Source organism: Microvirga sp. KLBC 81 (assembly GCF_003075415.1).
Classification (GTDB): domain Bacteria; phylum Pseudomonadota; class Alphaproteobacteria; order Rhizobiales; family Beijerinckiaceae; genus Microvirga.
This window is the reverse complement of the sequence record NZ_QDAH01000111.1, coordinates 1-12,546: the sequence shown is the minus strand read 5'-3', so window position 1 is coordinate 12,546 and position 12,546 is coordinate 1. Positions and strand designations below refer to the sequence as shown.

The 12,546-nt window shown below is 59.3% G+C and carries 10 protein-coding genes; 7 read left to right on the top strand and 3 right to left on the bottom strand.

Translation table 11 applies throughout. The features are described from left to right. Positions 1–207 precede the first annotated feature (207 nt). Together DC522_RS30105 and DC522_RS30100 are read right to left on the bottom strand one after the other, a co-directional pair. Positions 208–1,485, bottom strand: a complete 1,278-nt coding sequence (locus tag DC522_RS30105; RefSeq protein WP_116532170.1) for an FAD-binding oxidoreductase — start codon at positions 1,483–1,485, stop codon at positions 208–210. A gap of 15 nt (positions 1,486–1,500) precedes the next feature. Continuing rightward, positions 1,501–2,169: a haloacid dehalogenase type II gene (locus tag DC522_RS30100; RefSeq protein WP_116532169.1), complete on the bottom strand. Its 669-nt coding sequence runs from the start codon at positions 2,167–2,169 to the stop codon at positions 1,501–1,503. A gap of 330 nt (positions 2,170–2,499) precedes the next feature. Between DC522_RS30100 and DC522_RS30095 the strand changes: the two genes are divergently transcribed. The 6 genes from DC522_RS30095 to DC522_RS30070 all read left to right on the top strand — a co-directional run bounded on the left by DC522_RS30095 (position 2,500) and on the right by DC522_RS30070 (position 10,113). Continuing rightward, on the top strand, positions 2,500–3,336 hold the full coding sequence (locus tag DC522_RS30095; RefSeq protein ID WP_116532168.1) for a GNAT family N-acetyltransferase: 837 nt from the start codon (positions 2,500–2,502) through the stop codon (positions 3,334–3,336). A gap of 13 nt (positions 3,337–3,349) precedes the next feature. Further along, a complete protein-coding gene (locus tag DC522_RS30090; RefSeq protein WP_116532167.1) occupies positions 3,350–4,726 on the top strand; it encodes an aspartate aminotransferase family protein in 1,377 nt (458 codons plus the stop codon). A 223-nt stretch (positions 4,727–4,949) separates the two neighbouring features. Then, positions 4,950–6,560: an ABC transporter substrate-binding protein gene (locus DC522_RS30085; protein ID WP_116532166.1), complete on the top strand. Its 1,611-nt coding sequence runs from the start codon at positions 4,950–4,952 to the stop codon at positions 6,558–6,560. 81 nt (positions 6,561–6,641) lie between these two features. Beyond that, positions 6,642–7,592 (top strand): ABC transporter permease, encoded by a 951-nt coding sequence (locus tag DC522_RS30080; RefSeq protein WP_116532171.1) that lies wholly within the window; start codon positions 6,642–6,644, stop codon positions 7,590–7,592. Then, positions 7,589–8,455, top strand: coding sequence for an ABC transporter permease (locus DC522_RS30075; protein ID WP_116532165.1), 867 nt, complete (start codon positions 7,589–7,591; stop codon positions 8,453–8,455). The genes DC522_RS30080 and DC522_RS30075 overlap by 4 nt, the downstream gene beginning before the upstream one ends. Beyond that, the gene (locus DC522_RS30070; protein WP_116532164.1) at positions 8,452–10,113 is read left to right on the top strand and encodes an ABC transporter ATP-binding protein; all 1,662 of its coding nucleotides are present in this window, start codon (positions 8,452–8,454) and stop codon (positions 10,111–10,113) included. Before DC522_RS30075 ends, DC522_RS30070 begins: the two co-directional genes overlap by 4 nt. A 20-nt stretch (positions 10,114–10,133) precedes the next feature. Here the strand turns inward: DC522_RS30070 and DC522_RS30065 are convergent, their stop codons facing one another. Continuing rightward, the gene (locus tag DC522_RS30065) at positions 10,134–10,610 is read right to left on the bottom strand and encodes an Lrp/AsnC family transcriptional regulator (RefSeq protein ID WP_116532163.1); all 477 of its coding nucleotides are present in this window, start codon (positions 10,608–10,610) and stop codon (positions 10,134–10,136) included. A gap of 314 nt (positions 10,611–10,924) precedes the next feature. Here DC522_RS30065 and DC522_RS30060 point away from each other — a divergent pair, with 314 nt between their 5' ends. Then, a complete protein-coding gene (locus DC522_RS30060) occupies positions 10,925–12,250 on the top strand; it encodes an FAD-binding oxidoreductase (RefSeq protein ID WP_116532162.1) in 1,326 nt (441 codons plus the stop codon). Positions 12,251–12,546 lie beyond the last annotated feature (296 nt).

Sequence of the window (12,546 nt, the reverse complement as noted above, 5' to 3'; positions counted from 1 at the left end):
GAGAGCCAAGATGAGTGAATCACGAAGCCGCCACACCGCATAGCCCCAACGATTCCGTCAGAACTGCCGTTGCTCTAGGCCGGCGCGGTGCGCCGGAAGATCATCTCTGTCAGGCGGTGTCGACGCCCGCAGCACGCAATATATGAGAAAATATGAGAAAGGCGGCACAAGCCGCCTTTCTCAATTGCTCTCATCGTCGGGGCCCACTCACTGGATCTTGTCGAGCATCTTGTAGTAGAGGCCGACCATCGGCAGGAACCATGGCTTGCCGGAGTACCCGGCAATGGTCGGCCATTCGAGGCCATTGACCGGGTTGCGATCGGTTTTGCCCATGATCGCGTCGGCGAGCAGTATGCCCATTTGTGTCGACATCTGCGCGCCGTGGCCCGAATAACCCATGGCAAACCACACGCCATCGGCGAAACCGGCGCGTGGGAACCGATCCTGTGTCATGTCGACAAGACCTCCCCAGCAGTAATCGATCTCCACCCGGGCCAAATGCGGGAAGAGCCTTGCGAGGCTGGCGCGCAGGATCTCACCGCTCTTGGCGTCGGATCTTTGGTCGGACGTGGCAGAAAAGCGCGCTCGGCCCCCGAAGATCATGCGTCGGTCCGCGGCCAGACGGAAATAATTGCCGATATTCATCGACGTCACGTAGGTGCGGTTGCCCGGCATGGTCGCGGCGATCTCGCTCTCGCTCAGCGGCCTTGTGGCGATGATGAAGCTCGCGACGGGAATGATCCGGCGGCGAAAATACGGGAAGTTCTCCGTCGTATAGGCCCCGGTTGCCAATATGACTGTATTGGCCGCAACGGTGCCGCGGGGGGTCACAAGTTCGGTTCGGCCGTCGCTTTGACGGCGTTGCGTGACAAGCGCATTCTCGTAAATGGTGGCTCCATAACGGGTAGCTGCCGTGGCGAGCCCCGTGACGTACCGCCCCATATGCATCATAGCGCTCTTTCGCGAGAGCATCGCGCCGTGGAATGCGTCCGATCCAACCTCGGCGGCAAGGTCTTCGCGGCGCAACAGCGCCGTGTCTGGGTCCACCTCCCGGTGAAGAACCTCGAAGTTGCGGGCCAGTGCATCCATATGCGCCGGCTTTGACGCGAGTTTCAGCTTGCCGGAACGACGAAAGGCGCAGTCAATCGTCTCTTCCCTGACGATGCGTTCGATCGAGTCAATCGAATCGTCAAAGGCGCGGTAGAGCGCCTTCGCACGATCCGCCCCAAGATGCGCTTTGGCGGCCAGGTAGCTGTGGGCGATGCCGTTGTTGAGGTGACCGCCGTTTCGCCCGGACGCGCCGGAGCCAACCGTTCCGCCCTCCAGAACGGCGACACGCACGCCAGCCTTGGCAAGATGCAGCGCAGCAGAAAGACCCGTGAAACCGCCACCGACGATGGCGACGTCATAATGTCCTTCGGCAGGCCCCTGCTCCGCTCTTATAAATGGAGGCGCGGTGTCGTGCCAGTAAGACTTGAACTGCATCTTGCCGGTTCCTTATTACAGACCCACTGCGCCAGCCAAGCCCGAGATGTCCTTGATCTCCGTGTACTCATAGAAGGAGTTAGCAGGCTCGTGGCCGCGGTTCACCCAGACCTTGCTCTTTATACCCATGTCATAGGCAGTCATCAGGTCATAGCGGAAGGAGGAGGAAACGTGGGTGATGTCTTCGGGTCCGCAGCCGAGCTTGTCGAGCATATACTCGAAGCCCTTCATCTGCGGCTTGTAGGCACCCGCTTCCTCCGCCGTGATGACCATGTGGAAGGGTGCACCAAGCTTCTCCACGTTCGACATGATCAGGCTGTTCATGGAGTTCGAAAGGATCACCAGCGGAATCTCCTTGGCAACCTTGGCCAAACCCGCCGGGACATCCGGGTGCGGACCCCATGTCGGCACCTCTTTATAAATGCGCTGGGCATCCTCCGGTCGAAATGCGACACCGTTGCGCTTGCAGGTGCGCTCGACGGAACTGTGCACGACCTCGGCGTAGGGCTTCCAGGCACCGAGGACCTCGTCCAGCCGGTAGGCCGCGAAATCCTTGATGAACTGTGCCATCGCAGCGGGGGACAGCCGCGAGCCATAGACTCTCTTTGCCGCGCCGGCCATGTCGAAGTTGGTCAGCGTGCCGTAGCAGTCGAAGGTGATGTATTTCGGCCGAAACTGGCTCATGAGATTAATCCTTGCAATGACGCCGGCACCGCATGCCGACCTACACGCATCATAGGGACCCTCCTTGCGGACTAATCACCGCATTCGGTCCGACGGAAAGCAGAATGTTCCGTATTGGATGACGGGTGCGGCAGAGAGTTTTCCAGAAGCACTCGCCGTTAGGGGCGGAAGCCCACGGCATCGGCCCGTAGTGTTGCGCGAGCGGCATAAGATGCGGAAGTGGGGGCCACAGAAAGCGCAAAAGCATTGATCAGGCGCTGGAGTCAGGAGGAGCTGCTTCTGGGCCTGGTCTATTCATAAGGCGACACGAAACCCGACGCGGAAAACGGAATGACTGCAGAACAGATCTCGCTGGAAGCGATGGAGACCGAACATCTGGACGGAGCCGTCCTGCTCTCGCGCGAGGCGGGCTGGCCTCATCGCCGCAAGGATTGGGAGTTGGTGTTGTCGGTCAGCGAGGGCATCGTGGCGCTGCACGATGGCCGTGTTGTCGCAACGACCATGATGACGCCTTTCGGCTCTGATGCCGCTGCGATCAACATGGTGATTGTGGATGCGGCCATGCGGGGGTGCGGACTTGGCCGGAAGCTGATGGATGCCGCGCTGGAAAAGGCTGGCGCGCGCAACTGCCGGCTCGTCGCGACAACGGAGGGCCTGCCACTTTATAAAAAACTCGGTTTCGTTGCGGTTGGCGAGATCGTCCAGCATCAGGGGCAAGCTCTGAAGGTCGAGGCCCCGGCAAATGTGTTCTGGGCGCGCGACGATGAGCATGGGAGGATGTGTGCACTCGATCGCGCAGCCTGCAATCTTGATCGTAGCAAGCTCATGAGCGTTCTTCGGCAAGCGGCCCAGTTCGCAGTCATCCGGGAACAGGGAGAGGTCGTGGCATTTGCGGGGTTGCGCGCCTTCGGTCGCGGCCTCGTCATCGGACCGGTCGTTGCAGCGAGCAGCCAACAGGCCAAGGACCTGATCGACTTCCTGCTCGCGCACCATGAAGGGGAGTTCGTCCGCCTCGACACCGAACTGTCCACCGGGCTTGGTCCCTGGCTCATCGGGCGCGGGCTCGCTCGCGTCGGCGGTGGCATACCGATGCAACGCGGTCGCAAGCTGGAGCGAGCCGAAACATCATCCCGTACCTATGCACTGGTCAACCAGGCGCTGGGTTAAGTTGGAGACTAACATGCTGAACAATTCACTGATCGAGCTTGATCGCGCCCACCTGGTCCATCCCGTTGCCTCCTATCGCGGGCATGAGACAAGAGGCGTGCGCGTCCTGAAATCCGGCAGGGGGGCATCGGTGACGGATTCGACCGGGCACACCTTGGTCGATGGCTTCGCGGGCCTTTGGTGCGTCAATGCCGGGTACGGCCAAGACAGCATCGTGGAGGCCGCAACCCGCCAGATGCGCGAGCTCCCCTATGCGACCGGGTACTTCGGACTGGGTTCGGAACCGGCGATCCGCCTGGCCGCAGAGCTTGCCGACCGTGCGCCAGGTGACCTCAACCACATCTATTTCACTCTTGGCGGATCGGACGCCGTCGACAGCACCATCCGCTTCATCCGCTATTACTACCACGCCAAGGGCACCCCCAAGAAAGATCAGTTCATCTCGGTCGAGCAGGGCTACCATGGGTCCTCAACGGCCGGCTCTGGCCTGACGGCGCTGCCGGTGTTCCACACGGGATTCGGGGTGCCGTATGATTGGCAGCATAAGATCCCGTCGCACTACGCCTATCGCAATCCGGTCGGCTCGGAGCCTCAGGCCATCATCGATGCTTCCGTGGCGGCGCTGCGAGCCAAGGTGAACGAATTGGGCGCTGAGCGCGTGGCCGCCTTCTATGTCGAGCCAATCCAGGGGTCTGGTGGCGTTCTGGTGCCGCCGAAGGGCTGGATGAAGGCCATGCGCGACGTTTGCCGTGAGCTCGATATTCTGTTCGTGGCAGACGAGGTGATTACGGGCTTTGGACGGACCGGCCCCCTGTTCGCATGCCTCGAAGACGAAATCGTGCCTGATTTCATGACCACTGCCAAAGGGCTAACCTCGGGCTACGTGCCGATGGGTGCCGTCTTCATGTCCGACAGGGTCTACAACACCATCGCTGACGGCGCCGGCATGGCGGCGATCGGCCACGGCTACACCTACTCGGCACACCCTGTGAGCGCCGCGGTCGGGCTGGAGTGCCTGAGCCTCTACGAAAACGGGTTGCTGGAGAACGGCGTTCGAGCAGGCAAGCGCCTGATGGCTGGTCTGCAGTCCCTCGCTGACCACCCGCTGGTTGGCGATGTCCGGGGGCGCGGCATGTTAGCGGCCATCGAACTCGTGACCGACAAACAACGCAAGACGCCGCTGCCGGCAGCGGCAGATCCCTCACGTCGGATCTTCGACAGAGCCTGGGAGAACGGACTCGTGATCCGCGCCTTCGCCAACGGCGTTATCGGTTACGCTCCACCACTCTGCTGCACAGATGATGACATCGACAGAATTATCGATCGCACGCGGATGACGCTCGATCAGACGCTGGAGGATCCGGATGTTCGTGCGGCGATGGCGGGATGAGTGGGTTTATAGCCGGCAACCTCGTGGCACAAATGTTGCCGACGCGTCATATTCGCAATTTTGTGCCGTGAGCCATCCACGATTCAGCGCAATCGCCGCGGAATAGCCGCCAAACTAATCCGTATCGGTAGCGGAGCTGGGTCAGCCTGAGATTTTTAAGATTACGCCGAGGAGGCCAACAAAAATAACCAGAAGTCAGCCACTAGATAAAAAGGGAACTGCTATGAGCGACAAGATTGCTAACTGGACTGCTTCCGACGATGCGATGGTCGAAAATGCCATTCGTCGCGGTGCAAGTCGCCGGGAACTTCTGCAGATGATGTTCATGGGCGGGGTCGCTGCGACCACCGGCGCTACCATTCTCGGATGCGCGACGGCGGCTGTTGCCGCCGAGCCTGTGAAGGGCGGCTTCATCAAGGCTGCGGGCTTCTCCGCCTCGACCGCGGATACGCTCGACCCGGCGAAAGCATCGAACGCCACCGACTATGTTCGTTGTTCTGCCTTGTACAATCGTCTCACCTTCCTCAACGGTGCCGGCGAAACGACGATGGAGTTGGCTGAGAGCATTGAAAGCAATGACGCCAAGGTCTGGATCGTCAAACTGCGTAAGGGTGTAACCTTCCATAATGGAAAGAGCCTAACGTCGGCCGATGTCGTGTTTTCGCTCAACCGTCACCTGGATCCAGCTGTTGGCTCGAAGGTCAATGCGCTCGCCAAGCAGATCGTCCAAGTGAAGTCTGTTGATGATCAGACGGCTGAGATCACGCTTCAAGCACCGAATGCCGATCTTCCAACGATCCTCGCGCTACATCATTTCATGATCGTTGCCGACGGTACGACTGACTTCTCGAAGGGCAATGGCACCGGACCATTCATCTTGAAGGAATTCCAGCCAGGGGTGCGTTCAATCGCGGCACGCAACGAGAATTACTGGAAGGAGCGGAAGGCGAACCTCGAAGGGTTTGAGTTCTTCGCGATCGCGGACGAGACGGCGCGCATGAACGCGCTGCTCTCCGGCGACATCCAACTCGCCGCCAACCTCAACCCGCGCTCTCTGCGCGTGCTCGAGAACAACCCGGCGGCCCACCTGTTCATCTCGAAACTCGGTAGCTACACCAACCTGAATGTTCGCCTGGACATGGCACCCGGCGACAAGCAGGGGGTTGCGGAAGGCTTCAAATACCTCATCAACCGCGACGTCATCAAGAAATCGGTCCTGCGCGGACTGGCCGAGATCGCCAATGATCATCCGATTCCGGACACGAACAAGTATCACAATGCCGAACTGAAGCAGCGCGAGTTTGATCCGGAACGGGCTAAGTCCCTCTTCGCAAAGGCCGGTGTGCTCGGCCAGGAGATCCGGATCACGGCCGCCGAGGCGGCAAACTCCTCGCTGGATTATGCGGTGGTGGTGCAGCAGGCGGCGTCCAAGATCGGTCTCAAGGTGGCGATCAACCGCGTCCCATCCGACGGCTACTGGTCCAATCACTGGCTCAAGGATGCCGTCCACTTCGGCAATATCAACGCACGTCCGACACCCGACATCCTTTTCTCGCTGCTCTATAAGTCCGACGCGGCCTGGAACGAGACGGGCTATAAGTCGGAGAAGTTTGACAGCATGCTGCTCGAAGCACGCGGACTCCTCGACGAGGCTAAGCGCAAGCAGATCTATGGCGAAATGCAGGCCATGATCTCCAATGGGGCAGGCACGGTCATTCCTGTCTTCATGTCGAATGTCGATGCTATTTCGCCCAAGCTGAAGGGGCTCACCCCCAATCCGCTTGGCGGCATGATGGGTTACACTTTCGCGGAACATGCCTGGCTTGAGGCTTAAAGAGTTGATCTGACTTGGACGCGCAGAATGAAGTCTGCGCGTCCGACTCGAGGCACTATCATGCATCAGCGGATGTCGCCCATGAACTCACTCATACTTAGACTCGCCGCAAAACGCCTAGTCATCGCATTCTTGACGCTGCTCTTCGTCGCTTTCACGATCTTCTTCGCGACCGAGATGCTGCCAGGGGACGTTGCGGAAGTTCTCCTCGGCCAAGCCGCGACGCCCGAAGCGGTGGCTGGGCTGCGCACAGCCATGAACCTCGATCAGCCGTCTTTCCTGCGCTTTATCTACTGGCTCGGAGAGTTGTTCACGGGCGATTTCGGCGTTTCCTACGTCAACAAGCTGCCAATTGCCGACCTTATTGGCGGGCGGCTCGCCAACTCGTTGAAGCTGGCCGGGGTAACGGCGGTGATCTCGGTTCCCATTGCGCTGGCCCTTGGTATCACGGCCGCCATCAAGCGAGGGACACTCTACGACCGCATCGTGTCGATCTTCACGATCTCGGTGATCTCTGTGCCCGAGTTCATGGTTGCAACGATCGCCGTCATCGTTTTTGCAGTCTATCTCGGCTGGCTGCCTGCGCTTTCCATGGCCAATGAGGTCACATCAATCGGCGGCTTGCTGAAGGCCTTTGCTATGCCGGTGATCACGCTGAGCTTCGTCGTTTCCGCGCAAATGATCCGCATGAGCCGCGCCGCCGTGCTCGAAACACTCAACACCCCTTATGTTGAAATGGCCCTTCTGAAGGGTGCATCGCGCCGGCGCATGGTCCTCCGCCACGCGCTGCCGAACGCGCTCGGCCCGATCGTCAATGCCGTGGCTCTGTCACTTTCTTACCTGTTGGGTGGGGTGATCATTGTCGAAACGATCTTCAACTATCCTGGGATTGCGAAGCTCATGCTCGACGCGGTTTCGACCCGTGACCTGCCGCTGATCCAGAGCTGCGCGATGATCTTCTGCCTGGCCTACCTGCTTCTCATCACCATTGCCGACCTCGTTGCCATCATCTCAAATCCGAGGCTTCAATGACCATGACCCTTTCCCTGCCGAAACCGCGGAAAACCAGGCTGCCACGCTTCGGATACCGGTTTCCCCTTGTCGGCGTGATATCGTTTCTCATTATTGTCGCATGGATCCTCGTCGCCATCTTCGCGCCGTTCATCGCCCCACATCCGGTCGGAGATATCGTCGACTTCGACTTCTTCGGCCCGATGACTGCCGAATTTCCGTTGGGGACGGATTATCTTGGACGTGACATGCTCTCGCGCATCCTGCTCGGCGCGCGCTATACGGTCGGCATCTCGCTCGCTGCCGTTTGCCTGGCCTGTTTGTGCGGCGTCACACTGGGAATGACAGCCGCGGTGATCGGCGGATGGCTCGACACTGTGCTGAGCCGGACGCTCGATGCCCTCACCTCCATCCCGAGCAAGATCCTGGCGCTCGTCATCGTGGCTGCCGTTGGCTCGTCGATCCCGATCCTCATCGTGACCTTGGCCATCATCTACACGCCCGGTTGCTACCGCATTGCGCGTGCGCTGGCTGTGAATATCAATACAATGGACTATGTGACGGTCGCCCGCGCCCGGGGCGAGGGGCTGGGCTATTTGATCCGCTCCGAGATCCTCCCTGGCATCATTGGCCCAGTTCTGGCCGATTTTGGGCTGCGATTCGTGTTCATCGTGCTTTTGCTGTCGAGCATGTCCTTTCTGGGTCTTGGCGTGCAGCCGCCATTCGCCGACTGGGGCGCCTTGGTTAAGGAGAATATCGGCGGGCTGTCGTTCGCGGCGCCGGCAGTGATCTTTCCATCGATCGCAATCGCCAGTCTAACCATCAGCGTCAATTTGCTGATCGACAATCTGCCCCAGAAGATCCGAGACCGGAGCGAGTCATGAGCAATCTTGTCGAAGTCCGCAACCTGCGGGTCAGTGCAAAGACGGATTCAGGCCGTACGGTTGAAATCATCCGCAACGTTTCCTTCGATATCGCCGAAGGAGAGATTGTCGCTCTTATAGGTGAAAGTGGCTCCGGCAAGACGACGATCGCACTGACCCTGATGGGGTATACACGCTCGGGATGCCGCATTGTCGAGGGCAGCGTCAAGCTGGCCGGACAGGAGATTTCCGCGTTGCCGGAGCGCAAACGCGCGAGCAAGCGTGGCACCGAAGTATCCTACGTTCCGCAGAGCGCTGCCGCCTCCTTCAATCCTGCCCACAGGATCATGGACCAAGTCATCGAGGTGACGAAGATCCACCATTTGATGCCGATTGAGCAGGCGCGCGAGAAGGCAGTTGAGCTCTTTCGGGCACTGGCCTTGCCTGATCCCGATACGATCGGCGACCGCTACCCGCATCAGGTATCCGGTGGCCAGTTGCAACGCCTTTCGGCGGCGATGGCCCTGATTGGTGATCCGAAGCTCGTGATCTTCGACGAGCCAACAACTGCCCTCGACGTGACGACGCAGGTCGAGGTACTTCGTGCGTTCAAGTCGGTGATGAAGAAAGGCGCAATAGCCGGCGTCTATGTCTCGCACGACCTCGCGGTCGTCGCGCAGATTGCCGACCGCATCATCGTTTTGAAGAACGGAGAAATCCAGGAAGTCGGCCTGACCACAGATATCGTGCAGCGTCCGCAACATCCCTACACGCGAGAGTTGCTCGACGCCTTCGAGCCGGCCCCGCGCGTCCCGATCGCTGGCGGGCGCAATGAGCCCGAGGCGCCGCTTCTCGTCGTCAAGGACATTGTGGCCGGGTATGGCAAGATCGGCAATGCCAGAATGCCATCGCTGCGGGTGATCAACAAGGTCAGCTTCGAGCTTCCTCGTGGAAAGAATCTTGGAATCATCGGCGAGTCGGGGTGTGGAAAATCAACTCTGGCGCGCGTGATCGCCGGGATTTTGCCTGCTGCGCAAGGCCAGATCCTGTTCGAGGGCAAGCCGCTTGATCCGGATCTGCGCAAACGCAGCCGCAATGAGTTACGCGAAATACAGATCGTCTTTCAATCCGCCGACACCGCACTCAATCCGGCGAAATCGATTGCCGATATCCTGGCTCGCCCGTTGATTTTTTATCATGGGATAGGCGGCAAGCAGCTTGAGGCACGGGTCGATCACCTGCTCGACATGGTTCGCTTGCCACGCGCTTTGCGCTATCGGAGGCCGGGCGAGCTGTCAGGTGGACAAAAGCAGCGTATCAATCTGGCACGCGCCTTAGCGGCTGACGCCAAGCTCATTCTTTGCGATGAGATCACCTCAGCACTGGATACCGTCGTTGGGGCCGCCATCATTGAGCTCCTCAAGGAGCTTCAGCGCGAACTCTCCCTATCGTATCTTTTCATCAGTCACGATCTTTCGACAGTCAGGGCGATCTGCGACGAAGTGGCGGTGATGTATGCCGGTGAAAAGATCGAGCAATTAAACCCGGATGCCATGGGCGGCGAGGCCAGTCACCCCTATTCCCGCCTGTTGTTTGCATCCGTGCCGAAGCTCGACACGGGTTGGCTCGACAGCCTGGAGCAGGACCCGGCACTCCTGCAGGCCTATTCGAGACGATGAAGGGAACGGAAGGGCCTTGTTCAGGCTTCGAAGATCTTGTCGAGTGGCAGGTGCGTTTTGACGATCGGGGACTTCAGCACCACGAAACTGAAGTATTTGTCAATGCCGACATCCAAATCGATGAGACGTTCCATAATCGTCTGATACTCTGCGATACTGGAGGTGACGAACTTCATCAGATAATCGTAGCCGCCCGAAATAAGGTGGCACTCTATGACCTCGTCGATCTTATCGACGGTTGCGAGAAAGCGCGCAAAGTCGGTTTGACGATGGTTCTTGAGCGTGATCTCCGTGAAGACGGTCAGGGTTTGGCCAAGTTTGGAAACATCGATTTGAGCCGAGTAACCGGCGATGTACCCTTCGGTTTGAAGTTTCTTGACCCGCATCAGACAGGGGCTGGGTGAGAGATTGACGAGTTCTGCCAGCTCGACATTGGTGATGCGCCCGTTCTTCTGCAACTCTGAAAGTATCTTCAGATCAATACGGTCGAGCTTCATTGGTATCCGCGCATTCTCGATCTCATATTCCCGAATTATGCCGGTTTTGGCCGTCACCGCAATCTCCCGTCTGTGGGCGCTCGTGTGTTGCCTGTGTAACAGCTCCTGAGGCTGAACGAGCTTGTGTGGGTAAATGGTCTTGGCCGTGCAATCGCCTTATGGGTTGCCCGAAGCCGATTGTCATCGATGTCCTCCACAACAATCGCCTGTCATTCCTTGTATGAACAGCATGAGATTCCGTTGCACTGTGTCGTTGCAGGGCATAGGTCCGCGGGCAATCCCTTATGATCTCGCCAAACGACGGGAGACCTGCCATGTCAGTGCCGCTCATACATATTGAAACAACGCCCGATCTCCCGCAGGAGGCGGACGTCGTCGTCATCGGCGGCGGTGTGGTCGGCGTCTTCACAGCGTACTATCTGGCCCGACGCGGCGTGAAGGTCGCGCTGGTGGAGAAGGGGCTTGTCGGTGCGGAACAGTCCAGTCGGAACTGGGGCTGGTGTCGCCAGCAGAACCGTGACGCACGCGAGTTGCCCATGGCAACAAAGAGTCTCGATTTGTGGGAGAAGTTGGCCGAGGAAACCGGAGAGGACCCCGGTTTCCGCCGTTGCGGGCTCCTGTATCTATCCCAAAATGAGAGCGAACTGGCCGGTTGGGCAAAATGGCGCGATTTCGCCCGGACAGTCGGCGTCACCACTCATATGCTGAGTCAGCAGGAAGCAACGGAACGTGGCCGAGCCACCGGTCGTGTTTGGAAGGGGGGTGTCTTCTCACCAAGTGATGGCACGGCCGACCCGTCCCGAGCCGTTCCCGTTACAGCACGGGCCATTATGTCGGCCGGCGGGACCGTACATCAGAATTGCGCCGCACGGGGCATTGAAGTGAGCGCCGGCCGCGTTAGCGCAGTTGTGACGGAAAAGGGCACCATACGCACACGGGTCGCCGTCATGGCCGGCGGCGCCTGGGCGTCTTCCTTCTGTCACCAGCTCGGCATTCGCTTTCCGCAGGCGTCGATACGAGCCTCGATCATGGCCGTCGCACCGGGCGCCAACGATCTGCCCGACGCATTACATACTGCAGAAATCTCAATGACCCGGCGCCGCAACGGCGGGTATACCCTTGCAATCAGCGGTCGGGCGCGCGTCGATCCAACACCACAGCAACTCCGTTTCCTTCGCGAGTTCATTCCGATGTTCGCGCGGCGGTGGCGCAGCCTTGCGCCCGGAGGGCTGGAAGGATGGCGTCAAGGACATGAGACTCTGCGTAAATGGCGGTTGGATGCAGTGACTCCGATGGAAAAAGTCCGCATCCTCGATCCTAAGCCTGACATGAAGCAGATCCGCTTAACCCACTTGAGAGCTTGCGACCTCATGCCAGGCTTGCGGCCAATGGCCATATCCAACGTATGGGCCGGATATATTGACAGCACGCCCGACGGGGTGCCTGCCATCGGCGAGGTTGAGAGTATTCCGGGCTTCATTCTGGCGGCCGGCTTCAGCGGTCATGGTTTCGGCATTGGACCAGGGGCTGGCCACCTCATTGCGGACCTGATTACGGGTAAACCACCGATCGTGGATCCACGCCCCTACCGGCCTGAACGCCTAAGCGCCTCTGCATGGGGCAGGGTTGCGGATTTTTGAGGCTGTCCACTGCTTCTGGAGAGTGTCGTTTTCAATTGATGCGGCGGTGCTAAGCCATTGATTCTACGGCGCTGGGGCCGGCGCTTCCGCTAGCATAGGCAAGTAGAAAGTAAGTTTGCGACCGTACCGCCAAGAGCTCTGATCGATCCCGGCCAGGACCTCGATGCCCTCGCGCGGAAGGCTGGCACGATCGGCTACGAGCTGCTCACCAGTTTGGGATCACGCTACCACCGTCAGTACATCCATTCCTGAGGATCACAAACCATGCACGTTCTCGTTCTCGGCAGCGGCGTCGT